This is a genomic window from Segatella copri DSM 18205, assembly GCF_025151535.1.
GTDB lineage: Bacteria > Bacteroidota > Bacteroidia > Bacteroidales > Bacteroidaceae > Prevotella > Prevotella copri.
Genome location: NZ_CP102288.1, coordinates 2,379,223 through 2,401,422, shown reverse-complemented (window position 1 = coordinate 2,401,422; position 22,200 = coordinate 2,379,223). Strand labels below are relative to the sequence as shown.

The 22,200-nt window shown below is 44.3% G+C and carries 21 protein-coding genes; 3 read left to right on the top strand and 18 right to left on the bottom strand.

Going from position 1 to position 22,200, the window contains the following annotated elements:
• Positions 1-188: 188 nt before the first annotated feature.
• From dnaK to crcB, 5 genes are all read right to left on the bottom strand, one after another.
• Positions 189-2,126 carry a molecular chaperone DnaK gene (gene dnaK / locus NQ544_RS10210; RefSeq protein ID WP_006848473.1) on the bottom strand — a complete coding sequence of 646 codons (1,938 nt, stop codon included), beginning with the start codon at positions 2,124-2,126 and terminating at the stop codon, positions 189-191.
• A 330-nt stretch (positions 2,127-2,456) separates the two neighbouring features.
• A complete protein-coding gene (gene recA, locus NQ544_RS10205; RefSeq protein ID WP_006848471.1) occupies positions 2,457-3,488 on the bottom strand; it encodes a recombinase RecA in 1,032 nt (343 codons plus the stop codon).
• Positions 3,489-3,507: 19 nt separating this feature from the next.
• Complete coding sequence (locus NQ544_RS10200; RefSeq protein WP_006848470.1) at positions 3,508-4,749, bottom strand: saccharopine dehydrogenase family protein; 1,242 nt, start codon at positions 4,747-4,749, stop codon at positions 3,508-3,510.
• Between the two features lie 38 nt (positions 4,750-4,787).
• Positions 4,788-5,396: a DUF6621 family protein gene (locus NQ544_RS10195; RefSeq protein ID WP_022120293.1), complete on the bottom strand. Its 609-nt coding sequence runs from the start codon at positions 5,394-5,396 to the stop codon at positions 4,788-4,790.
• Between the two features lie 223 nt (positions 5,397-5,619).
• Positions 5,620-6,000 (bottom strand): fluoride efflux transporter CrcB, encoded by a 381-nt coding sequence (crcB, locus tag NQ544_RS10190; protein WP_006848468.1) that lies wholly within the window; start codon positions 5,998-6,000, stop codon positions 5,620-5,622.
• A gap of 204 nt (positions 6,001-6,204) precedes the next feature.
• Here crcB and NQ544_RS10185 point away from each other — a divergent pair, with 204 nt between their 5' ends.
• On the top strand, positions 6,205-6,828 hold the full coding sequence (locus NQ544_RS10185; protein ID WP_006848467.1) for a vWA domain-containing protein: 624 nt from the start codon (positions 6,205-6,207) through the stop codon (positions 6,826-6,828).
• Between the two features lie 395 nt (positions 6,829-7,223).
• Positions 7,224-7,697, top strand: a complete 474-nt coding sequence (locus NQ544_RS10180) for a lipocalin-like domain-containing protein (RefSeq protein ID WP_006848465.1) — start codon at positions 7,224-7,226, stop codon at positions 7,695-7,697.
• Between the two features lie 118 nt (positions 7,698-7,815).
• Here the strand turns inward: NQ544_RS10180 and NQ544_RS10175 are convergent, their stop codons facing one another.
• The 9 genes from NQ544_RS10175 to NQ544_RS14030 all read right to left on the bottom strand — a co-directional run bounded on the left by NQ544_RS10175 (position 7,816) and on the right by NQ544_RS14030 (position 16,632).
• Positions 7,816-8,631 carry a putative polyvalent protein kinase domain-containing protein gene (locus NQ544_RS10175; protein ID WP_006848464.1) on the bottom strand — a complete coding sequence of 272 codons (816 nt, stop codon included), beginning with the start codon at positions 8,629-8,631 and terminating at the stop codon, positions 7,816-7,818.
• Between the two features lie 1,325 nt (positions 8,632-9,956).
• Positions 9,957-10,769 carry an ADP-ribosylglycohydrolase family protein gene (locus NQ544_RS10170; RefSeq protein ID WP_006848462.1) on the bottom strand — a complete coding sequence of 271 codons (813 nt, stop codon included), beginning with the start codon at positions 10,767-10,769 and terminating at the stop codon, positions 9,957-9,959.
• A 6-nt stretch (positions 10,770-10,775) separates the two neighbouring features.
• Positions 10,776-11,405 carry an HI_0787 family protein gene (locus NQ544_RS10165; protein WP_228023670.1) on the bottom strand — a complete coding sequence of 210 codons (630 nt, stop codon included), beginning with the start codon at positions 11,403-11,405 and terminating at the stop codon, positions 10,776-10,778.
• A complete protein-coding gene (locus tag NQ544_RS10160) occupies positions 11,384-11,920 on the bottom strand; it encodes a tetratricopeptide repeat protein (protein WP_006848460.1) in 537 nt (178 codons plus the stop codon). The genes NQ544_RS10165 and NQ544_RS10160 overlap by 22 nt, the downstream gene beginning before the upstream one ends.
• A 37-nt stretch (positions 11,921-11,957) precedes the next feature.
• Positions 11,958-13,145: an A1S_2505 family phage non-structural protein gene (locus NQ544_RS13975; RefSeq protein WP_006848459.1), complete on the bottom strand. Its 1,188-nt coding sequence runs from the start codon at positions 13,143-13,145 to the stop codon at positions 11,958-11,960.
• 90 nt (positions 13,146-13,235) lie between these two features.
• Positions 13,236-14,471 carry a DUF3810 domain-containing protein gene (locus NQ544_RS10150; protein WP_006848458.1) on the bottom strand — a complete coding sequence of 412 codons (1,236 nt, stop codon included), beginning with the start codon at positions 14,469-14,471 and terminating at the stop codon, positions 13,236-13,238.
• Positions 14,472-14,929: 458 nt separating this feature from the next.
• Entirely contained in the window at positions 14,930-15,628 is a 699-nt protein-coding gene (locus NQ544_RS10145; RefSeq protein WP_006848456.1) for a M15 family metallopeptidase, read from the bottom strand.
• Between the two features lie 11 nt (positions 15,629-15,639).
• Entirely contained in the window at positions 15,640-16,116 is a 477-nt protein-coding gene (locus NQ544_RS10140; protein ID WP_006848455.1) for an Lrp/AsnC family transcriptional regulator, read from the bottom strand.
• Between the two features lie 90 nt (positions 16,117-16,206).
• A complete protein-coding gene (locus NQ544_RS14030; RefSeq protein ID WP_422784786.1) occupies positions 16,207-16,632 on the bottom strand; it encodes a hypothetical protein in 426 nt (141 codons plus the stop codon).
• Between the two features lie 144 nt (positions 16,633-16,776).
• Here NQ544_RS14030 and greA point away from each other — a divergent pair, with 144 nt between their 5' ends.
• On the top strand, positions 16,777-17,241 hold the full coding sequence (greA, locus tag NQ544_RS10130) for a transcription elongation factor GreA (RefSeq protein WP_006848453.1): 465 nt from the start codon (positions 16,777-16,779) through the stop codon (positions 17,239-17,241).
• 70 nt (positions 17,242-17,311) lie between these two features.
• On the opposite strand, the gene NQ544_RS10125 is transcribed toward greA, so the two are convergent.
• From NQ544_RS10125 to NQ544_RS10110, 4 genes are all read right to left on the bottom strand, one after another.
• Positions 17,312-19,270, bottom strand: coding sequence for a MutS-related protein (locus tag NQ544_RS10125; RefSeq protein ID WP_006848452.1), 1,959 nt, complete (start codon positions 19,268-19,270; stop codon positions 17,312-17,314).
• Positions 19,271-19,282: 12 nt separating this feature from the next.
• The gene (locus tag NQ544_RS10120) at positions 19,283-19,672 is read right to left on the bottom strand and encodes a nitroreductase family protein (protein WP_006848451.1); all 390 of its coding nucleotides are present in this window, start codon (positions 19,670-19,672) and stop codon (positions 19,283-19,285) included.
• A gap of 18 nt (positions 19,673-19,690) precedes the next feature.
• Positions 19,691-20,905, bottom strand: coding sequence for an ATP-binding protein (locus NQ544_RS10115; protein WP_006848450.1), 1,215 nt, complete (start codon positions 20,903-20,905; stop codon positions 19,691-19,693).
• Positions 20,906-21,123: 218 nt separating this feature from the next.
• The gene (locus NQ544_RS10110) at positions 21,124-21,804 is read right to left on the bottom strand and encodes a hypothetical protein (RefSeq protein WP_006848449.1); all 681 of its coding nucleotides are present in this window, start codon (positions 21,802-21,804) and stop codon (positions 21,124-21,126) included.
• Positions 21,805-22,200: the final 396 nt, after the last annotated feature.

Here is a 22,200-nt window from a genome sequence, read left to right as displayed (position 1 = left end):
TTTCTTTTATATTTACCCTAAACTGTCTATCTCTTTCGGGCGATGTTCTATCTCCCTTAATTTGCAAATATACATAATTCTCAGCGAATTAGCAAACTATTGGGATATAAAAAATCATAATGAAACAAAAAAGGCGTACAAAACTCATTTCTGAGCATTGTACGCCTTTATTATAATATTAGTCTGTATTACTTAACTTCTTCGAAGTCAGCGTCTTGTACATCCTGAGCGCCATCATTGCCGCTCTGTGCCTGCTGACCGCCCTGAGCACCCTGAGGACCTGCCTGCTGACCGCCCTGAGCACCCTGAGGACCTGCCTGCTGGCCGCCCTGATACATCTGCTGAGAAGCAGCCTGCATGACGGTATTCAAGTTGTTCATAGCTGAATCGATAGCTGCAACATCACCTGCCTTGTGAGCATCCTTCAACTGCTGCAAAGCCTGCTCGATACCTGGCTTCTTGTCAGCTGGAATCTTATCACCGTTATCCTTCAGGAAGTTCTCGGTGGTGAAGATCATGCTGTCAGCCTGGTTCATCTTGTCAATCTTCTCGCGCTCAGCCTTATCAGCAGCAGCGTTCTGCTCTGCCTCAGCCTTCATGCGGTTGATCTCGTCCTCGCTCAAGCCAGATGAAGCCTCGATGCGGATGCTCTGCTCCTTACCGGTAGCCTTATCCTTAGCTGATACGTTCAAGATACCGTTGGCATCGATATCGAAGGTAACCTCAATCTGAGGAACACCACGGCGAGCTGGAGCGATACCTGTCAGGTTGAACTGACCTATACTCTTGTTCTGAGCTGCCATTGGGCGCTCACCCTGCAATACGTGGATGGTAACCTCTGTCTGGTTATCAGCTGCTGTAGAGAATACCTCGCTCTTCTTGCAAGGGATAGTTGTATTGGCATCAATGAGCTTAGTCATCACACCACCCATAGTCTCGATACCGAGAGTCAATGGAGTAACGTCGAGCAATACGATGTCACCAACACCCTCTTCCTTGTTCAGGATGGCACCCTGGATAGCTGCACCTACTGCAACAACTTCATCTGGGTTAACACCCTTAGAAGGCTCCTTGCCGAAGTAGTTCTTAACGAGTGTCTGAACGGCTGGGATACGGCTTGAACCACCAACCAGGATAACCTCGTCGATATCTGATGTAGAGAGCTTAGCGTCACGAACGGCATTCTGGCAAGGTACCAAGCAAGCCTGAATCAGGTTGTGAGCCAACTGCTCGAACTGTGCACGGGTCAAAGTCTTAACCAAGTGCTTTGGCATACCGTCAACGGCTGTGATGTATGGCAAGTTGATTTCGGTAGATGTAGAGCTTGACAACTCAATCTTAGCCTTCTCAGCTGCCTCCTTCAAACGCTGCATAGCCATAGGGTCCTTGCGGAGATCCACGCCTTCCTCTGCCTTGAAGCCATCAGCCAACCAGTTGATGATTACCTGGTCGAAGTCATCACCACCCAGGTGAGTATCACCATTGGTAGAAAGTACCTCGAATACGCCGCCACCGAACTCCAGGATAGAGATATCGAATGTACCACCACCCAAGTCGAATACGGCAATCTTCATATCCTTGTTGGCCTTGTCAACACCGTAAGCCAAAGCTGCGGCTGTAGGCTCATTTACGATACGCTGAACGTTCAAACCTGCAATCTGACCAGCCTCCTTTGTAGCCTGACGCTGTGAGTCAGAGAAGTAAGCAGGAACTGTGATAACAGCATCTGTAACCTCCTGTCCGAGATAATCCTCTGCAGTCTTCTTCATTTTCTGGAGAACCATTGCAGAAATCTCCTGTGGAGTATATTTGCGACCCTCGATTTCAACACGTGGATAACCACCCTCGTTTACTACTGAGTAAGGCATTGCCTCAGCCTCTTTCTGGCTCTGAGCGTATGTCTCACCCATGAAACGCTTGATAGAATATACTGTGTTCTTAGGGTTTGTGATGGCCTGACGCTTAGCAGGATCACCTACCTTGCGGTCACCATCCTTAACGAAACCTACTACTGATGGAGTAGTACGCTTACCTTCACTGTTAGCGATTACAACTGGTTCGCTACCTTCGAAAACGGCAACACAACTGTTTGTGGTACCCAAGTCAATTCCAATTACTTTTCCCATAATTATATCTTTTTTTATTTTTATCGTTATTAATATGTTATTTATCTCATGAACTTGCTGGCTAATGGAAGTCTGCCGAAGATATGCATCTGTCGGGAACCTCTCTATTCAGCGTTCACGCTTTCCGTCATAACAAAGCATGTGCCAAGGGATTGCAAAATTTAAAGTGGCTGACAAGGTGTCAGATTATGCTGACAAAATAAAAGGAATCAAGATATGGGAGGCGATAAAATGTCGCATTCTCCCTATCTTGATTCCTGTAATATGATTGAGAAATCTTTCTTTTCAGATAAAGCTCCTATATAATAAGGTGTGAAACCTTATCTGACTTTATTTCTGTTCCTTAGCAGCAAGTGCTTCGCGAACCTTAGCTTCCAGTTCATCGAGAAGTTCAGGGTTATCCTTGAGCAAAGCCTTGCAGGCATCGGCACCCTGTCCGAGTTTAGAACCGCCATAGCTATACCAGCTGCCGCTCTTTTCGATGATATCGTTGGCTACAGCCAGACCGAATACCTCGCCGGCACGGCTGATGCCTTCGCCAAACATGATGTCGAACTCTGCCTTGCGGAAAGGAGGAGCCACCTTGTTCTTTACCACCTTTACGCGAACCAGATTACCTATTACCTCATCGCCGTCCTTGATGGCTGTAGCCTTGCGGATATCCAAACGCACTGATGCATAGAACTTCAGAGCATTACCACCGGTGGTTGTCTCTGGGTTACCGAACATTACACCAATCTTCTCGCGCAACTGGTTGATGAAGATGCAGGTAGTGTTGGTCTTGCTGATGGTAGAAGTGAGCTTGCGGAGAGCCTGACTCATCAATCGAGCCTGAAGACCTACCACATTGTCACCCATATCGCCTTCGATTTCCTTTTTAGGAGTCAAGGCGGCAACAGAGTCAACAACTACGATGTCTACAGCAGCAGAACTGATCAGCTGGTCTGCAATCTGCAACGCCTGCTCACCATTATCTGGTTGTGAAATCCACAAGTTATCAACATCAACGCCCAATTTAGCCGCATAGAAACGGTCGAAAGCGTGCTCTGCATCAATGAAAGCAGCGATACCGCCAGCCTTCTGCGCCTCTGCGATGGCGTGGATAGCCAATGTTGTTTTACCGGAAGATTCCGGACCGTAAATCTCGATGATACGTCCCTTAGGATAACCGCCTACGCCCAGTGCATTGTCGAGAGCGATACTGCCTGTAGGGATAACTTCGATGTTCTCAACGTGCTCATCGCCGAGTTTCATGATAGAGCCCTTACCGAAGTCCTTTTCTATCTTAGCCATGGCTGCCTGAAGAGCTTTCAGCTTGCCTTCATTGGGATTCAATTTTCCCTCTTGCATTTCTTTTGCCATATCTTATTTAGTTTAAAGTTTAGTCAATTTCCAAATCGCCATCAAACACCTCGTGCCATGGCAATCCCTGCTTGTTGAGCTGCTCCATGAATGGATCTGGGTCGAACTCCTCTACGTTCCATACGCCTGGTTTCTTCCAGATGCCCTTGAGGAACATCATGGCACCAATCATGGCTGGCACACCGGTGGTGTAGCTTACGCCCTGCATACCGGTTTCGTTGTAAGCCTCCTGGTGCTTGCAGTTGTTATAAACGTAGTAGGTGCGCTCCTTGCCATCCTTCTTACCGCGGATGCGGCAACCGATAGATGTTTCGCCATCATAGTTCTCACCGAGATCCTGTGGGTTAGGCAATACAGCCTTGAGGAACTGCAGAGGAACAATCTTCACCTTGGCTGTCTTGCCTGAACCGTCTGCCAAAGGAGCCTCGTATTCGATTTCGTCGATGCGGCTCATGCCGAGGTTCTGGATGCAGTCGAGGTAGGTGAGATACTGCTGACCGAAGGTCATCCAGAAGCGTGCCTCCTTGATGGTAGGGTAGTTCTTCACCAGGCTCTCCAACTCCTCGTGGTGCATCAGATAGCTCTCGCGAGGGCCGATGTTAGGGTAGGTGAGAGGCTTGTGGATAGAGAGTGGGTCGGTTTCAATCCATTCGCCATCCTTATACCAGAGTCCCTTCTGGGTAATCTCGCGGATATTGATTTCTGGGTTGAAGTTGGTTGCGAAAGCCTTGTGATGGTTACCGGCGTTGCAATCCACGATGTCGAGCACCTCAATCTCATCGAAGTGATGCTTGGCTGCATAAGCGGTGAAGATGCCTGATACACCTGGGTCGAAACCGCAGCCGAGGATAGCGCAGAGACCAGCCTGTTCGAACTTATCCTTGTATGCCCACTGCCATGAGTACTCGAAGTGAGCCTCGTCCTTAGGCTCATAGTTAGCGGTATCCATGTAGTTGCAACCGCAAGCCAGACAGGCATCCATGATAGTGAGATCCTGGTAAGGCAAAGCTAGGTTGATGACAAGCTCAGGCTTGTAGCTATTGAAGAGAGCCTTCAACTGCTCAACGTCGTCGGCATCCACCTCAGCTGTCTGAATATCCATCTTGTAGCCCTTGGCATGGATATCCTTAACCAGCTTATCGCATTTTTCCTTGCGACGGCTAGCAATCATAAACTCGGTGAAAACGTCCTGGTTCTGGACGATCTTGAAGGCAGCCACGGTAGCCACGCCACCTGCGCCAATCATAAGTACTCTACTCATTTATAATCTTATTTTTTTTATGTTTATTATTTTAAAGTTTATTTTATTTCATCTGCCGAAATCCCCAGGGCATTCATGAGCGAATAACCGAGAATCTCCTGTCTGAAGTTGCCGCCTGGCATGGGCTGCATGGCAAAGAGGGTGATGCGCTTGTCATCGTCATCTACCTTACGGAGTATCTCGCGGAGACGGTCGTAAGCATCTCCATCCTCAGAATTTGGGATTACCATCACTCGCTTCACCTCCTTGGCGTTGCATACGGTGCGTGCCACATCTACGAGGAAGTCATCCTTGCCTACCATCTTCTCCTCTGTAGGATATGAAGAGATGATGAATTCTCCGAGCTTATCATCCTTGAAAGCCTGAGCGTTCAGATCCTTCTCATAGTTGGCAGGGCGGAAGTTCTTCATCGCCATCGACTGCTTGTCGTGGATAAGCACAACCTGAGTCTCGTGCTCGCCCTCTCTCAGACCTCCGTCAAGGGCAATGCAGACTGCCCATTGTGCCATATCGGCTGGTTGGATGCGACGGTTAATCATTCGTTCGAAGTTGACTATCAGGTCGAAAGCCACTCGGTCGATATAGTCGGCATCAGCGATAATTACATTCTCGCTCCATTTTATGTTGTTTGTATCTAATGTATTCATTGGTGCAAAAATTAAGCAAACGAACATGATGAAAGCTTGCTTTCAAATTGTCGAATGCAGATTATTTCTGCAAATTTACGAATAAATTTCGTAATTAAGGCATTTTGGAAATATAAAATAATAAAAAAGATAGTATTTTCATCATTTCTTCATTTGATGGAATACTATCTTCAGTATATTCTTCGGCAATCTGAGCCTTTTTCTTCTATTCTCCTACTTCTTCTCATGCAATCATTTTCGCCAGATAATGTCCGGCGAGAACGGCGATAAGTCCCAGCGCCAGACTTCCGAAGAGATAGAGCATCATATAGAGGTAATTCTCTTCTTTCATCAGTCCTGCTCCCTCGTTCATAAAGGTAGAGAAGGTAGTGAATCCTCCGCAGAATCCCGTGGTAAGCAGCAGTTTGACAGATGGCGACATCCATCCCTCTTCCCGCCAGTTCAATCCCGAGAGGAACCCGATGATGAGGCATCCCGCCACATTCACCGCCATCGTTCCGAAAGGAAAGGCAATCACCGTGCAGGATTGCACCATCTTCGATACCCAATATCTCATGCCGCCCCCGAAGAAGCTGCCGATGCTTACTATCAATATTTCTTTCATCTCCTTATATAATATATGTATAATAATTTGGTGCAAAAGTACGGGTTTTATTTCTACTGACAAAAATATTTTTGGAAAAAAGATAATCCTTTTCTTAATTTTTCCCTCTATTCTTTCTTTTAAGGGATAAATAGAAGCAGGGAATAGTTCTTCTTGCTTATAAAATTATGTTGAACAATTTAAAATAAATAGGAGAAACAAGTTATGAAACGAGTATTCAATCTTTTGGTAGTAGATGAGAGTGGAAGCATGAGTATTATCGAGCACCAGGCACTGGTGGGTATCAACGAGACCCTGACCACGATTCAGAAAATGCAGAAGACGCATAAGGACATGGAGCAGCGGGTTACGCTCATCACCTTCGACAGCACCCACAAGAATCTGTTCTATGATAATGTGTCTGCTCATCATATTAAACCTTTGAAATCAAGGGATTACACCCCATGTGGCGGTACCCCTCTTTACGATGCCATCGGCATGGGCATAGCCAAAATCAATGCCTTGACTACCGAGGATGACAGCGTATTGGTAACCATCATTACGGATGGTGAGGAGAACTGCAGCGAGGAGTATGATTTGAAGATGATAAAGAACCTCATAGAGAAGCTGAAGAAGCAGAACTGGACCTTTACCTTCATCGGTACCGACGATCTTGATGTGGAGAACATTGCTCATGGTATGGGCATCGACAATCATCTGCAGTTCTCAGAAGATGAGGCTGGCACCAAGGCGATGTTTGCTAGAGAAAACAGAGCCCGAGAGCGCTACAACAAGTGCCGTGCGATGGATTGCAAGATGGAAGCAGGTAGTTATTTTGAGGAGAAATAATGATAAAAAAGAAGAAGTTGACGAAAAAAGTGAATGGTAAATGCTGATTATTCAGAAAGTTTTTGTACTTTTGCAATCAGAATGATTTCTCGCAAGAGTTTGACTTCTATTTTTTTGATGGTTAAATTAGCGTTTGCTATTCGGTCATGCACATTGGAACGTAGGAAACTTCAATAAAAAGCAGGAATACCGGCAGATAGTAAGCGTCCGCTATAGCGTGGGCGTTACTTGTCGTTTTCCTCAGCTTTTCCTACGGCTGCAATGTGGACAAGTTTCGTCCACGTGTTTTGTATCCGTAGGTGATGTAGAGAACGATGGCTTCGCAATTATAATCTATCGGATTCACTAATTTAATAACATTAAAAGCTTAGCTATCGGCATAACGGGCACAACTTATGAAAAAGTTACATTTTTCTTTAATGGCGATTCTTTTCGCCTTGTTTTCAATGGTGTCTTTCACCGCTTGTTCATCTGATGATGACGATGCTCCATCACAAGATGATATCAAGACTAATTGTATAGGAATGTGGCAGACAACTCACATTTCTGGCTGGGGATATGATGATACAGAGGATGAAAATCTTATTAAGGTTGATCAGGATGTTCCTGAAGGGGATAGTGAGAGAATCCTTTTCAAGGGTGATGGAACTTACAAGTGGTATTGGTATTATGGTGGTGATTGGCATTCATCTAGTTCTACTTATAAATATGAGGTATCTGGCAATAAAATCATTCTGTATGACAATAGAGGTGATATAGATATAACTTATACTGTTGTTTCCTTCAAAAATGATACAGTAGTATTGGAAGTTACTTTAGAGGAAGGACCTCAGTATAAGCAGAGAATTACTTGCAAGCGAGTAAACTAAATTATATAAGAATTTAAAAAGGCAGCATGATTTCACATGCTGCTTTTTTTTGTTTTATATCAATCCTCTTTTCTTGAATTCTTTAATCATAGCCTATATAGCTATTCTTGCAATGTCTTTATTCTTTTATAAATTCAACTTCTGTTGTTAAAGTTCGTGTGCCACCAGCCTTTAGTTCTGGTGTGTTTATTCGGATGTCGCAATCTATGACATAAACCACTCCGTCATGGCCACGAAAAACATTCTCGTTGTGCATATCGCTTAGGTATATACCTGGTGTGGAGTATGTCCAATTTCTGGGATTCACCAGTTTAAATCCAATACGTTCCGTATACTCTTCAATGTCTTCTTCGGTCATTTGGCTACCTTGAAAGAAAGTTTGGGTAACAATAATCATAAAGTCGCCCATAGAGTTTCTACCGAATCCCAATACAAACATCTTGGTTTGTTCAAAGTAAGCATTGTGTAACGAAATTCTGTCCAAAGCAAAAATTGGCTGTATGAAATAGTCAAGGCCGATTACTTTTAGTACAGAATTACCGTTATCATATACAATAGCTTCACCGCCTTGCGCTAATTTATCGCCCAAGGTTTGGTTGTATACGCTAGTGTCATCTACCCAGCATCCTGTCTTTTTAGCCCAGCTTTCTATGCGTTTTTCTTGGACCTTTCCAAGTTGCTGTTCTCTTTTGAAACTGTGTTCTGGCGCAGTGAGTTGATCTGTGCCAACTTCTGCTCCCGCGAGTAAGGATGCAATAACATGTATTGTTCCCCCTTTAACGCAGCCAAGCTGCTCTGACGGTGAAAATCGTTTATATAAGATCTTTCCAGTACTGAATTGTTCTGCATAATCATCTAATTTTGCTAGACCTTCAGATGTAAATCCTTCATTGATTATGTCGCTGATGGACATCCAAAAATCATGGTTTGTCATATTTACTTGTTTTAATTGCTACAAAATTACGGTTTTTCTTTGATAACACCAAATTATTTGGGCTTTATTTCGTATTTTCCAGCAAATTGTTTTAATACATCTTTCATTTCCCGTTGTCCTTGAAATTACATGGCGATGTAGGAATCTCTGCGTCGGGACGTAGGAAAGATTACGTCGCCATGTAGTAAAGTCTACGTCGGGACGTGATTTTGGGAGTATCTATAAGGTATTGTATCAGATTCTTTTTAGATTTAGCGTCGAGTTTATACGCACACGAGAAAAGTTTTTTATGAAAAAAAGTCTCAAAGTATCATCTTTTGGGTTAAGTAATGGTATAAATAACTGATATATAATAATATACAAGAATGATACTTTTCGGATTACTTTACAAAAAGTATCATCGAAGTATCATGAATGTGATAGAAGTATCATGAAATTGCCATAGAAGTATCACCAAACCATCATAAAACCATCACAAAATCGTCATAAAGCATCATGAATAATATCGAAGCCGCCGACTTGCGAGAAGTGCCCAAAAATCGTCCGATACTTTGGGCACTCGATGCCTACTATATGGGCAATGAGTGCCCGTTACTTGTTCTCTCAATGCCCGACACTTGGTCCCTAAGTGCCCACTTGATGGTCTCTTACAGACCGCTTAATGGTCTCTTACAGACCACTTTATGTGCTTTTATTCCTAATCCAACTTGTCAATCTTTCCTCTTATTCCTAGTTTGTGTTGACATTCTTTACATTCTGAAAAAGTAGACGCTATTAATTTTATAAAACTGGAATAGTAGATATTTCTTTTTAGCCTTTTAATTTACCTCAAAGCCGAAATTTATGATACTTCTTGCAATTTTATGATACTTCGATGATACTTTTCTGTAAAATATTTCGAAAGTCTCATTTTTGTATGTCGCAATGTATCAGATGTTTAGAATGTTGTTTTCTCTAAATAATGATACTTTGATACTTTTCTCACAAAAAACTTTTATGTGCAGGAAATAAATGAGGAGAAAATGCAGAAGCTGAGTGCTATTGTGACCACGATTTCTGATAAGCAGTATCATAATGATTAACTGTCTGGAGAAGGTTGTAGATAGGGTTGATTTAGCAGAATGAGTTGGTTCTACTGGATGACGGAGTCGGCTCGATGGGATAAAGGAGTCAACTCTATAGGTTGATGCAAGCGTCTTCGTGAGTTGAAAGACATTACTCCTTGGGTTCCAGAAGATACCTTCTCAGAAGTTGCCACTAGGCTCAGCAGGTCTGCCGAGCCTAGTCGGCAGGTCTGCTGACTGCAGTCAGCAGCTTTGCTGAGCCTAGTTGCTACACTTTATTCTAGCCGATATTTCTCTCATATCATCCGGAAGATAAGAGATTGCCTTCTCTTTCATATCTTGTGGAATACCGAATCGTGCTTCGGCGATACTGCCAACGATGGCTCCGATGGTATCGCTATCGCCGCCATGAGATATGGCTAAGCGGATAGCATCTTCGAAGGATGAGGCTTGCGAGAGGAGATAGAAGGATAATGGCACGGCATCCATGCAGGTTTCATCGAATTTGCCTTTCGGATAATCTCGCGTATCGAAATCCTCGTAATAGCTGCGGGCGATATCCTTGAAGGCTTTCATTGCCTTATCATCAGATTCTTTAGAATTCTTATCTTTACACTCATTAGATTCTTCTGAGAATCTGCTCTTGCGGAAATGCCAGATGGCATGAGCCACGGCTTTGGCTCCCTTGATTCCTTCGGGATGGTTATGAGTAGGAAGAGCCGTTTTCTCTGCCTCTTCCAAAACCTGCGACAGGTCATCGAATAGCCAAGCTACCGGTGATACTCGCATTGCCGAACCATTGCCAAAACTATTATATGGCTGTGGATCAAGAGAACGAATCCACCCCGCAAATCTTCCGCCATACGCTCCTTTTGGAGAAGGATAGCGGCGGCACCAATCCAGCAGGCTTTCCTGATAGCTTCGCCCGTTCAGTATTGCATCAGCTATCGCTACCGTACAGATGGTATCATCGGTGAAGTCGCATCCTTCGCCGAACATCTCGAAATCATAATCAAACGTATTGTTGAACTCATATTTTGAGCCAGCAATATCTCCTATCATTGCTCCTAACATAGTTACTTAATTATATTTTTTGTAATAAGATTTACCTAATTGCCATAGGTATTTATCTATCTCTTTTAGATTGTATGCTGTTAACCCATAGCGCTCTTGGAACTTATGTATGATATTGATGAAAACTGGGTAGTTTCGTAAGTCGGAATTGTTGAAATTATAGAACTTGTCGCGTCTTTTGAAATACAGTAACACTTTCTCTACATAGTTATCGTAAATAGCATACATTAATGGTTGATGGTGGCTGCAATATTTTGATGCAAATGAGTAGAAAAAATGCTGCTTCTTTTCTTTTCCAACTTCGACGTGGGCAATTTCATCCACTAATGTTAAATCTCCATTTTTCAGTCTCTTGTCAACATCAGCAATTGATAGTATATGCTTGGCAACAGCATGAATATCAAATATGTTGGTACTATAGAAGTCATTTAGTGTAGAGCATTTTAGCAGAACATCTTCTATGGTATCATTCTTTTGGCATAAGCTGAAAAACAATTTGTCAAGAGCTTTCTCTTGATTTACATAATTGTCTAAGCTATCCCACAAGCGAATGTATTTTTCAACTTCGCTTGGGGATGGCTCGTATTCTTGTGGAATAGTTTGATTTTTCATCTTTAATCCTCTAAAAAATTCCAATCTTTTAGTTTCTTTTTAGCCAAAGGATGTCCTTCTGAGTAGGCTAATGAATAGTAGCGTTTAGCTTCTTCTATATTTTTATCTACTCCCCAACCTTTTTCGTAAAACTCTCCACAACGAAAGTGGGCGTATGGCAAACCACAGGCCTTATACAATTCAAATGCTTTCTTTAGGTCAACTTCTGTTCCATCTGTACCTTTACGATAGATGTCTGCCAAGTTGCTACGAGCTAAGTCATTGCCTTGATCTGCAGATTTGGCAAACCAATATTTAGCAAACTCTACATTTCTTTCAACGCATACTCCATCGTTGAAGAAACAACCCAAGTCGTTTTGTAGGTCGTCATCTTCAAGGTCATAATTGTTTGGATCATTCTTGACCAGATCCAAAACACTCAATACAGCCTCCTCTGTGTAACCATAATCTTCAGGTTTTGCATTCGTCTTTTGTACCAATACAAAATTCTGATAATTCTTTGGTATATCAAAATACTTATCTTTATTATTTGTCTTCATATCTTATAATGTTTAAATTATGTATTATTCCAATTCTTTACTCTATCACCTCCCAGAAACTCTCCGGAAGGCTGATGTTCTTGATTTCCTTTGCGCTCTCAAACAATGGGGCGATGTCTTCGGCTTCGAAACCGGCGATGCCGCAACCTATTGGGGTTACCAGGAAATGAAGCTCTTGATGATGCTTGGCATAGGCGATGAAATCATCCACGTATGGACGGATGGTTTCTACGCCGCCCTGCATCGTTGGGATGGCGTAACTCTGACCTTGCAAACCAACACCCTTGCCCATGACGGCACCGAAATGCAGGCGGGCTATACGGGCAGCTCCACCACCATGCATGCCAGCCAGATTGCTGCCAAACACAAAAATCTCGTTCTCCTTTAATGAATCAATCCAGCTAGGAGTGATTCTTCCCTTCTTCATATCTTCCATATTCTTCTTATTATTAAATATGTTATTGCCTTTATCTGCCGCTTCCTTGCAGCACATGCACTCGGACATCATTCTCGGCATCGACATCTTCGGAGCACTTTCGATACATGTGTCTTCCTCCGCGAACGACAGATAGCTTCCGTATTCCGATGCATCGAAGTATCTCTTGAAATAAGGAATCACCACATCGTGCATCATCTTCTGGCAACGCTGGGTGACGGCAGAATGGGATATGCCCAACTGAGCGGCTACGTCCTTGCCCCGGAATCCCTCTATATAGAGCATCTTCAGAATGATGCTGTTCTTGCTGTCTCTGCCATAATAGAAATTGCCGATGTCCTCTATCGTCTGGTAAAGATCGTGTTCAAACTGGTTGTCGGTCACGTCAAACTGCATCTTGCGGCTTTCCTGCCTTGCTTCGAAACTCTCGAAGCGATGCTCCTTTACCACCTCCTTCAGTTTATCCAGCAGCAGGAACCGGAAACCATTCACCATCCAGGTTTTGAGCGACATGCTCGGCTTCCGGTCTTCCAGAGGCTTGAAGTCGTGTTCGCAGAGATAGAGATAATATTCGTGAGCCAGCGAGAAGAAGTCCATGCCTGGCTTGTGCTGCAGGTCATATCGCTTATCGTAGATGCAATAAGCCACCCGGCAGTATCCGTAGTAATACTCCCTTACGATTCTGGCATCTGCATCTTTGAAGCCCTGCAGAATCTCATCGTCCGATAAGCTTTCCAATGCCTTCTTCTTCTGAAAATCAGTTTCTGAAAAATTCTTTTCTTTCTTCATATCGATTCGATATTCTAAATCCGTTTGCAAATATATACTTTTTCTTTGAGAAAGCGGAGGAATAGCTCCTTTTTTCTCTTCTCTATGATATTAAAAGAGAAAAGAGAAGGAAAAATTAAGCGGGCATCGAAAAAAATATGCGAAAACTTTTAAAAAGGCTGGCGTGCGAGGGTATACTAGCCTTTTTTTTTCTTCCCAAGCCAGAATCAGACCGATGACGCCGGCATAGCTCTTTCTGCCGCCTTCTACATGGTTGCCTCTCAGATAGAGCTCGAAGAAGAAATCCTGGGCAGCATCCAGTGCCTTGCATCTTTTGCCTTGCCAGTATTGGCGGTCGCTTTTCAGCAGCCTGATTATCTCAGGACGGATATATTTCAGATATTTTTCACCTTCCTTTTCGCCGAGGATGTCGAATACATTATATAATACATGGGGCAGAATGTGGTAATATCCGCTGAATTTCACCGCCTTATCCTGTGATGCCGTACAGACGAGATAACTGTAGAAATTTGCCTCTCCTTCGTTGGCAATGCCCAGAAAATGAGCAAACTCATGGGCATAGGTAGCAGGATAATCGTGTGCAAGAATATCGCCGTTCAGCGTAAATTCGCAGAAGAATGGTCCCATGCTGCCGGTTACACCCGACATCGAACTGATGGGCGTAAACACCATCGTCTTGGCATGCGGATGCTGGTTGAAAGGCGGATTGATGCCCTCCCGATAGCCTATCTTGTTATATTCCTTCAGAACCGCATCCCGCACCCGATTCTTCAGTTTATCATCCACAATACAATTGAATTTTTCACTCTTCCCTCTCCGTTCTTCACTCAAAAGGTTGAGGCTGTCGGCATACTGGTAGGCAAATTTCCGGAACTTCACTTCCGAAACCTCAGCAGGCTTCATGCCAACTCTATAATAGATAACAGGCTGCGAATAGTTCAGTCCCCAAGCTGCATAAAACCAAACATATACCCACAGCAGATATTCAATTACCCTTCCGAAAACCGCCTTTTTCTTCGGATAGCCGCCGCTCTTGGCAGCAAGAAAGATAAACCGACGGGCGAGTTTCTTCCGTAATCCCATCTCGTAGATAGGATAGAGGATGACCCAGGCGATGCTGAGAGCTATGAAAATATCGCCCACGGCAAAAGGAAAGATGCCCGAGATGGGCGAAAGAAGGCTGCCGATAACGGGATAAACACGGTAGGTGTAGATAACTCCCCAGAGAGGAATCATCTTGGTAAGGGTGACGAGGATGAGCAACAGCAGCAGTACCCAGTGGCGCCACTTCATTCTGTCGAGTCGTAAAGTATCTAATATCTTCATCTTGTTTCTTGTTTTTTATCTTGCATGGCTCTTGAACAGAGCTGTTTTTTTGCACTTTTTGCCCCTGATGTGCAGAGATGGTGCAAAAATACAAAAGTTTTCTGAAATATTGACATCAGAAATCTGTTTTTTTAGTAATTTTGCCATATTAAAAGTTGAACTTAATAAATAGAGGAGGAGTTATCATGAAACAGACACAGGAATCATTCGAGGCTATGAACCTTGAATATGAGAACCTCTATAATGAGGACGATGAACGTAGAGAATATAATTCTGTCTGGTACAGCTAGTTACAATGTATTATAATAAGGCTGTAGCAGAATTGTTAAATTTGTTTTACATATAAAAAAGATCGTTTGGATAATAAAAGACTATGCCATAGTTACTAAAGAAATGATGTAACATAGGCATAGTCTTTTTTTATGTCCTTTCCTTGCCGGCTGTTCTTTCCTGCATTTCTATTTTTCGAAGTGCTGGTAATCTTTGCTGTGTTTCCAGTCACCTCCCCATCGGAATCCTTTTGCCTTGAAGAGCCGGTAGCAGAGGTCGCCTTTCTTAATCATGTAAGCGTGGTTCTTGCTGCGGTCCAGATAGGGGCGGGCGGTGGCAGGTTCCACCACTTCCTTGCCGTTTTTCAGTCGTTTGTGGTAAGGATTGTAGAGGGTGTTGATGTCTACGGCCAGTCCCCTTCCGTGCTTCGATACCGTATGGGTATGTGAGATGAAGCGGAAGTTGAAGCTGGAGGAGTTGTTGGCTCTCATCGCCCTTTCGTCGTCGGCATCCCAGTAGTCAATGAGTCTCATCCGTTCTATCGGATATTTTGCCTCGTAGAGCTTTTTCAGAATGTCGAGCACATCTGTGGCTATCGCCCTGTTCACCACCATTTCTCCCACGATGTTTCTGCCGTCTTTGTCTACGTGCAGGCATCTTATGTATCTCAGTTCGCTTCTTGCCACGGTACAGTTCTTCTTATACGTCTTCCCCTGCATCAGGCGGAAGATATCATCAGGAATAGTGGAGATGGAGAAGAAATGCTTCTCGCCCAGTTTTCTGATGGTTTGAGGACTGACGTTTTCTCCAGGCTGCTGTGCCTTGGATGGGAGGCAGAAAAGTCCAGAAATAAACAGGCATATCATCAATATATTTTTTGCTTTCATCACGTTTCTCCTTATTTTGCTACGGGTATATAATGCGAATCCTTGATTTCTCCAATCACGATGATGCTGTGCAGACTTCCTATGCAGTCGATGTTTCCCAGGGTGTTGAGCATAAAGTCCTGATAGGCTTTCATGTCGCGGGCATATACCTTGATCTGGAAATCGTAATCACCGGTGGTGTTGTAGCACTCCGTTATCTGGTCGATGGTTTGCACGGTATCCATGAATTGCTGAATCAGGTCATGGGTATGCTGCTTGAGCCGTATATTGCAGAGCACGATTACGTTGTGCCCCAACTTGTGATGGTCTACGATGGCTCCATATCGCTGGATGTATCCCTCGCGTTCCAGCCGCTTCTGCCGCTCGAAGGTGGGAGAAGGGGAGAGGTTGACTCTTGCAGCAAGTTCCTTTACGGTGAGTCGGGAGTTCTGCTGCAGTAACTTCAGTATTCTGATGTCTGTTTCATCAAGTTTTTCTTCTGTTGTCATTGTTTCTTTATTTCTGTTTTTACTGATTCTTACAGAATAATATTCTGCTGATTAGCTTAATTCGCTGCAAAGATAGTATATTTTTCTGAATTACGGAGAATATTTGGCGAATAAAATTCTTCTTCTTACCTTTATCATTCCTGCTATGCCACCAAGGGTGCCTACGATGCCGTAGCTCCTTATCTCTTTGCTCATGAAGATGTAGATACCTTCTATCTGGAGTATGACGATGAGCGTTCGGGTGGTTTCGAGCCGTTGAAGTATGTGGCAGATGGCAAGAAGGTGGTGCTGGGTCTGGTAACCTCCAAATCTCCGGTGCTGGAAGATAAGGCTACGGTCATCGCCCGCATCCGAGAAGCAGCCAGATATATCCCCCTCGATCGGCTCAGCCTCAGTCCTCAATGCGGTTTCGCCTCTTGCGAGATTGGTAATAAACTGACCGATGCTGAGCAGTGGGCAAAGATAGATCTGGTTAGAGAGATTTCCGAGGAAGTTTGGGGATAATGATATATTCAAGGAGAAGATGTGTTGTCTGTCATGGCTGCACATCTTCTCTTTTTTTATTTACTTTTTATCAAAAATGTTTGGTGTTTTCATGAATTACTAGTAACTTTGCACCCCGAAAATTAAAAACATCATTCATTAAGATTATCAGAGAAAATGGAATATATGTCTCAGGAAGGTTACGATGAGCTCGTGGCCGAACTTCAACACATGGTTAACGTAGAGTTGCCAGCCGTTCGCGATGCGATAGCTGAGGCCCGCGATAAGGGCGACCTCAGTGAGAATTTCGAGTATCATGCAGCCAAGCGTGAGCAGGGCAAGCTGTTGAGCCGCATCAGCTTCAAACAGAAGGTCTTGGAGAATGCCCGTGTCATCGACAAGTCTCGCCTGAAGAGTGATACCGTTGGCTTGTTGAGCAAGATTAAGATTACCAATCTCGCCAACAAGTGCAGCATGAATTATACCATAGTAAATCCTCACGAGGCTGATTTGCATAGTGGCAAGATTTCCATCAAGTCGCCTATCGCCAAGGCCCTTCTGGGTAAGAAGGCAGGTGAAGAGGTAATGGTAAAGGTACCAGCCGGCTTGCTCAAATTCCGCCTGGATAGCGTGGAGCTATAATGTATTCTTTAAAAGGAAAACTCCCGATAATTTGAAACTGATCAAATTATCGGGAGTTTCTCTTTTTATTCTAATATTTCTCCAGAATCTTATTCAGTAAGAAGGTGGCATTCTGGTTTCTCGCCACACCCTTCTGTATCTTATAAGTATAGGTAACATCTGTGCCTAAATCTATCTCGAAACAATAGTTGTGGAATTTTCCTGATGCATCATTCTCCATCTTGGAGAGCTCCAGATCGTGGGTAGCGATGATACCGCTCACCGGCTGCTTGGCAATGGCTTCGAGGAACTTTCTCGAACCATTCAGCTTATCCAATGAATTCGTTCCCTTCAGAATCTCATCCAGAATAATCAGCGTTCGGAGTGGCTCCTTATTGTCTTCTCCACTTTCCTTGCAGCACTTTCCCTCAGCACTTTCCCTGCAGAACTTCAGCAGCTCCTCCAGTCTTATCAGCTCAGCATTAAAGTAAGAGATGCCATGTGTCAAATCATCGGTGGTTCTCATGCTCGAGAACAATCTGAAACGGGAAATCTTCAGCTGATCCGCAAACACCGGCATACCCGCCATTGCCAGGATATAGTTCACGCCCAGCGAACGCAGGAAGGTACTCTTTCCCGCCATGTTGGCTCCGGTGATGATATAATAGTTGTCGTCCTTGATGGTGAAATCGTTCTTCACCGCCTTGGCACCCAGAAAAGGATGATAGAGATTCTTTCCCTCAAACACGATTTCCGGACTTCCGATTCCTGCATTTTCTGAAACATCGCTTTCGGTATCTGCTTCCGGACTTCCCGAAACAAATTCCGCCTCTTCTGCCTCCGGATGATTATATCTGAAATCCGCCATCGAAACCATCGCATCCATCTCGCTGATGATATGCATCCATTCCTCCATCTTCACCATATAGGTATTCTTCCATTTCAGAAAACTGCGAACCAGGAAGAAATCGCTCAGCATGAAGGCATCGGTGAAGAAAAGACCGAGGAAGTTGCCTCTTCTGTCATACCCCTTCAATATCTTTTCCAGTTGGGCAAAGGAAGGCAGGGCATCTGCCAGGGAATTCTGCATCTCCTTGCCTGATTCGCTATGGAAATTGCGCCTGTTGATAAGCTGGAGTATCTGAGCATAGGCGATGAGCTGATGGCGAAGCTTGCCTCCATTGCTGTCTATCTTGTCAAGTGTCTGCTTGCAGACGAAGAATACCACCATGTATTGAACCAACACCCACCACAGGGCGAAATCCACCGAAACCATATCGCATATCGATAAAATCACGGAACCGATTACTCCGATAATCAGCAGCCATCCGATAACGAGCGAAACCGGAGACCCAAACCATGCCGGCACCTCCATCTTCGAAACCTTCTGCATCGCATCCATCACCGCAGCAGAATCAATCTTCTTCGTCTTGCCATTCACAGTCTGGCTTCTGTTCTTTTCGCCAAGTGCCAGGAATTCCATTCGCCAGTTTTCGCCTTCTCCAGTCAATTCTTCTTTTGCGGATTCTTCTCCAGCCAATTCCTTCTGCAAATCTCTTCTTCTTTTGATATCTTCCAGGCTCAGAGGCGTTTCCCGGGTAAGATTCCTGGCGAGTGCCTCAGAACCGCCCGATGTGATGGTTCGGCAGATGCGGTTGAACAGCGAACTCTTGCCGAAGACATCGAGGTCGAAGGAATAAGGATGCTGCGGATTCTGATAGCAATCGCCCGTTTCGAAAGGCGAGAAATCGCCCTCCCAAGCCTTGATTTCGTCCTGATAAACCTTGAGCAAAGCCGAAAGATGCTCTATCTTCTCCTTGTTCTTATCGTCAAGTCGTCTGATTCCCAGATAGGCAATCAGGCACAGCGCCGCCCCCATCAGATAGTTCTGCGTATCTCCATCCATTGCGAAATAGCAGATCAGGAAGGCGAGGATGCCGCCAAAAGCCAGCAGCTCGCCCGTTATAAATCCCGTATTCTTACGCTTCAGGGCAACCACCTCAGAAGCGTATCGGCTTACATATTGTTGATAATTCTCCTTGATATTCATACTTTTTCTTTATTATGAATTTTTCTCCATCCATTTATTATAGGAAATATTCTCCTCTTTCCACTTATCCTTTGCTTCCGCCTGATTCTTCGGATATCCGATGATGAGGGCGTTGAGCGGAATCATCGTCTTGGGCAGATGCAGCAGTTGCTGCATTCCCTCGTATCGTTCTTTCAGGGGATAGAGGGCTGTCCATACACCGCCGAGTCCCAGGCCGTGAGCCATCAGCAGAATGTTCTCCGTGGCTGCCGAACAGTCTTGAATCCAGAACTCCTGCTCTGTGCCTTCCAGCGTCTTGTCAAGGCATCCGCAAACCACGATGGCGAGCGGTGGCATGTCTGTATAACTTCTCACCGATGTACGGCTCATAATATTTTCAAAAATCTGATTCTTTTCCATCATTGTTTTTCTGTGTGAGTCTTATTTTTTAGGCGAATCATAGCATTCCATAAGCCAGTCGAGCACATATTCTTGCTTGATTCCATCATGAAACTGGACGGGGTCGTTGTCCAGGGTGAGCAGATATTTTGGAAAATTGTCGGAGATGGACTTCAGGGGTGCCAATTCTCTCTGCATCGTGGTCTCATCCCTTACGCTGAGCGATACCTGATAGTATGCCTTGTGTTCACCAATGATTACCACGAAGTCTATTTCTGCATCACCGGCTTTGCCTACATAGATTTCTCCGCCTCGTCGTGCTAGTTCCAGATACACGATGTTCTCCAGTACGTGCCCCAAGTCGCCACCTTTGGTGCCATTGATGACTTGGCGCAGACCTACGTCGGCAAGATAAAGTTTCTGTCCAGTCTTCAATAGCTGCTTACCCTTGGCATCATATCTCTGCACAGGGTAGAAGATATAGCTGTCGGTGAGGGCAGAGACGTAGTTTTCTATCGTATGAGATGTAGTCTTTCTTCCCAGCGAGGTCATGGTGTCGCTGATGCGCTTGATTACGGATATGTTGCCTATATTGTCAGCAAGGAATCTTACCACACTTTGCAACATCATCACATCGGTTATCTTCTTGCGGCTCACCACATCTTTCAGTACGATGGTGTTGTAGAGACCTGACAGGTATTCACGCACCATCTCTCGGTCTTGGCTGATTTGGGGAATGTATGGGAAGGAACCCAGTTCGATGTATTGGCGATAGGCGAGCTCTCGGGAAGTATGGGCAGGCTGCGTTTGCATGAATTCTCGGAAGGAGAAAGGGAAGAGTTTGATTTCGATGTATCTTCCGGTGAGCAGGGTGGCTATTTCGCCAGAGAGCAGGTAGGCATTGCTGCCAGTAACGTAAATGTCTACGTTGTCTAGCAGAAACAGGCTGTCTATCACTTTCTGGAAATTTTCCACCATCTGTATCTCGTCAAAGAAAAGATAGTTCATCTTGTCTGGGCACAGGTTCTGCTTTACGTGAGCGTACAAAATTTTATAGTCGAGGAACGGCTCGTTGTCGAGATCCTCGAAGTTGAGGTTCTGTACTTGTTCTTCGGATACTCCGTCCGAGAGAAGTTTCTCCCTAAACATTCTCAGCAGCGATGACTTGCCACAGCGTCGTATGCCTGTTACTACCTTGATGGCCTTCTTGTCTCTCCATTTCTCCAGGAGATTCATGTATTCTTTACGCTCTATCATATTCTCTTTATGTTCTATTTATTCACTTTGCTATTCATTTTGCATTCTATCTTGATTGCTAAAAATGAAATGCGCTGCAAATATACGAAACTTTTTCGGGAAATTTGCAGTGTATTGCAAATTTCTTGTGTTTTTGGGTAAAATTTGCAGTGTATTGCAATTTTCTTTCTGTAAAACTGATAACACTTTCTGTAATCTGTATATCCGAGAATTTGTATTTATTGCCCGATACATCCTATAGTTTTTATCGCCCGATACATCATGTAGTATGCGTATATATAAGCCGATGTTGTGGTTATCATACTGATAATGTACACGCTGATGAAGGCTGCCTGCTGGGTGTTACCTGCCAGATAAAACACTGCCGCAGGGAGGAGATTCGAGCATAGCAGCCATGCAATGAAAACCAGGACAAGGGCTATGCCCAGTTTGCGCATGTTGCCCCTGTGCTTGCTGCACAGATGACAGCCGGCTACCAGGGAGGCGATGACGGAAATCAGGCCCATCGTGCTTTCTGTCCAGGTGAGTATGGAAGCCATTTGGGTAATCTGTCCGTTCTGCATCATCGTTACGAGATGAAGATTGAAGCATTGGCCCAGGATGAATGAGAGCACATAGTAAAGTACCATCAACTCGCTGCAGCGTCGTAGCAATTTTACGCCTGCCGGTAGCGTGTAGCGGAATATTCCCCATAAAGCTATAGGGGCGAGCTGCAAGACCAGTTGCTTGATGGTAACCAGGATGGGACTTATTGGAATCAGGATGGGGCTTGTTCTGAAGGATAAGCCCGCTTGCCCGCAAACAGAAAATGCCAGCGAAAACAATGCGAAAATGCAATATGCATACATGGCATATTGTGCAATGCGATTTATATCTATAGAATAACTTTTTCTTTCCATAATTCTACGTTTGATGATTTTATAAACAGCTTATCTTGTATAAAGCCATTGCAAAGATACGAAGTTTTTGGGAAATTCTAGCAAAATAGGTGGAAAATGTTTGGCTATGATATATACTAATTAAAAGTAAAAAGGTAAAAAAGTAAAAAGGTAAAAAGTAAAAAGAGCCTTAACCCCTTCGCGCCCCCGTCCCCAGCGATTCTATCGCTGGTCCCCCGAAGGCAAAAAAGCCCCCAGTGCACCAAGGACTTTTAATAAGCTAAGGTCTTTTTACCTTTAAAGAGTGCAGCCTTTCTTCAAACGACGAAGCAAAGATATTGCAATTTCCCGATACCACCAAATTTCAGCGTGTGATAAGGGGCGATTTTCAGCACGCTTTCAATCCGAAACCTGTTA

Bases quoted from the DNA above. Each gene is read 5' to 3' on its own strand.
- recA (WP_006848471.1), bottom strand. From the start codon at position 3,488: ATGGCAAAAGAAATGCAAGAGGGAAAATTGAATCCCAATGAAGGCAAG.
- NQ544_RS10180 (WP_006848465.1), top strand. From the start codon at position 7,224: ATGAAAAAGTTACATTTTTCTTTAATGGCGATTCTTTTCGCCTTGTTT.
- NQ544_RS10175 (WP_006848464.1), bottom strand. From the start codon at position 8,631: ATGACAAACCATGATTTTTGGATGTCCATCAGCGACATAATCAATGAA.
- crcB (WP_006848468.1), bottom strand. From the start codon at position 6,000: ATGAAAGAAATATTGATAGTAAGCATCGGCAGCTTCTTCGGGGGCGGC.
- NQ544_RS10120 (WP_006848451.1), bottom strand. From the start codon at position 19,672: ATGATGGAAAAGAATCAGATTTTTGAAAATATTATGAGCCGTACATCG.
- dnaK (WP_006848473.1), bottom strand. From the start codon at position 2,126: ATGGGAAAAGTAATTGGAATTGACTTGGGTACCACAAACAGTTGTGTT.
- NQ544_RS10125 (WP_006848452.1), bottom strand. From the start codon at position 19,270: ATGAATATCAAGGAGAATTATCAACAATATGTAAGCCGATACGCTTCT.
- NQ544_RS10110 (WP_006848449.1), bottom strand. From the start codon at position 21,804: ATGGAAAGAAAAAGTTATTCTATAGATATAAATCGCATTGCACAATAT.
- NQ544_RS10140 (WP_006848455.1), bottom strand. From the start codon at position 16,116: ATGACAACAGAAGAAAAACTTGATGAAACAGACATCAGAATACTGAAG.
- NQ544_RS10170 (WP_006848462.1), bottom strand. From the start codon at position 10,769: ATGTTAGGAGCAATGATAGGAGATATTGCTGGCTCAAAATATGAGTTC.
- NQ544_RS10185 (WP_006848467.1), top strand. From the start codon at position 6,205: ATGAAACGAGTATTCAATCTTTTGGTAGTAGATGAGAGTGGAAGCATG.
- NQ544_RS10115 (WP_006848450.1), bottom strand. From the start codon at position 20,905: ATGATAGAGCGTAAAGAATACATGAATCTCCTGGAGAAATGGAGAGAC.
- NQ544_RS13975 (WP_006848459.1), bottom strand. From the start codon at position 13,145: ATGAAGAAAGAAAAGAATTTTTCAGAAACTGATTTTCAGAAGAAGAAG.
- NQ544_RS10150 (WP_006848458.1), bottom strand. From the start codon at position 14,471: ATGAAGATATTAGATACTTTACGACTCGACAGAATGAAGTGGCGCCAC.
- NQ544_RS10195 (WP_022120293.1), bottom strand. From the start codon at position 5,396: ATGAATACATTAGATACAAACAACATAAAATGGAGCGAGAATGTAATT.
- greA (WP_006848453.1), top strand. From the start codon at position 16,777: ATGGAATATATGTCTCAGGAAGGTTACGATGAGCTCGTGGCCGAACTT.
- NQ544_RS10145 (WP_006848456.1), bottom strand. From the start codon at position 15,628: ATGAAAGCAAAAAATATATTGATGATATGCCTGTTTATTTCTGGACTT.
- NQ544_RS10200 (WP_006848470.1), bottom strand. From the start codon at position 4,749: ATGAGTAGAGTACTTATGATTGGCGCAGGTGGCGTGGCTACCGTGGCT.
- NQ544_RS10160 (WP_006848460.1), bottom strand. From the start codon at position 11,920: ATGAAGACAAATAATAAAGATAAGTATTTTGATATACCAAAGAATTAT.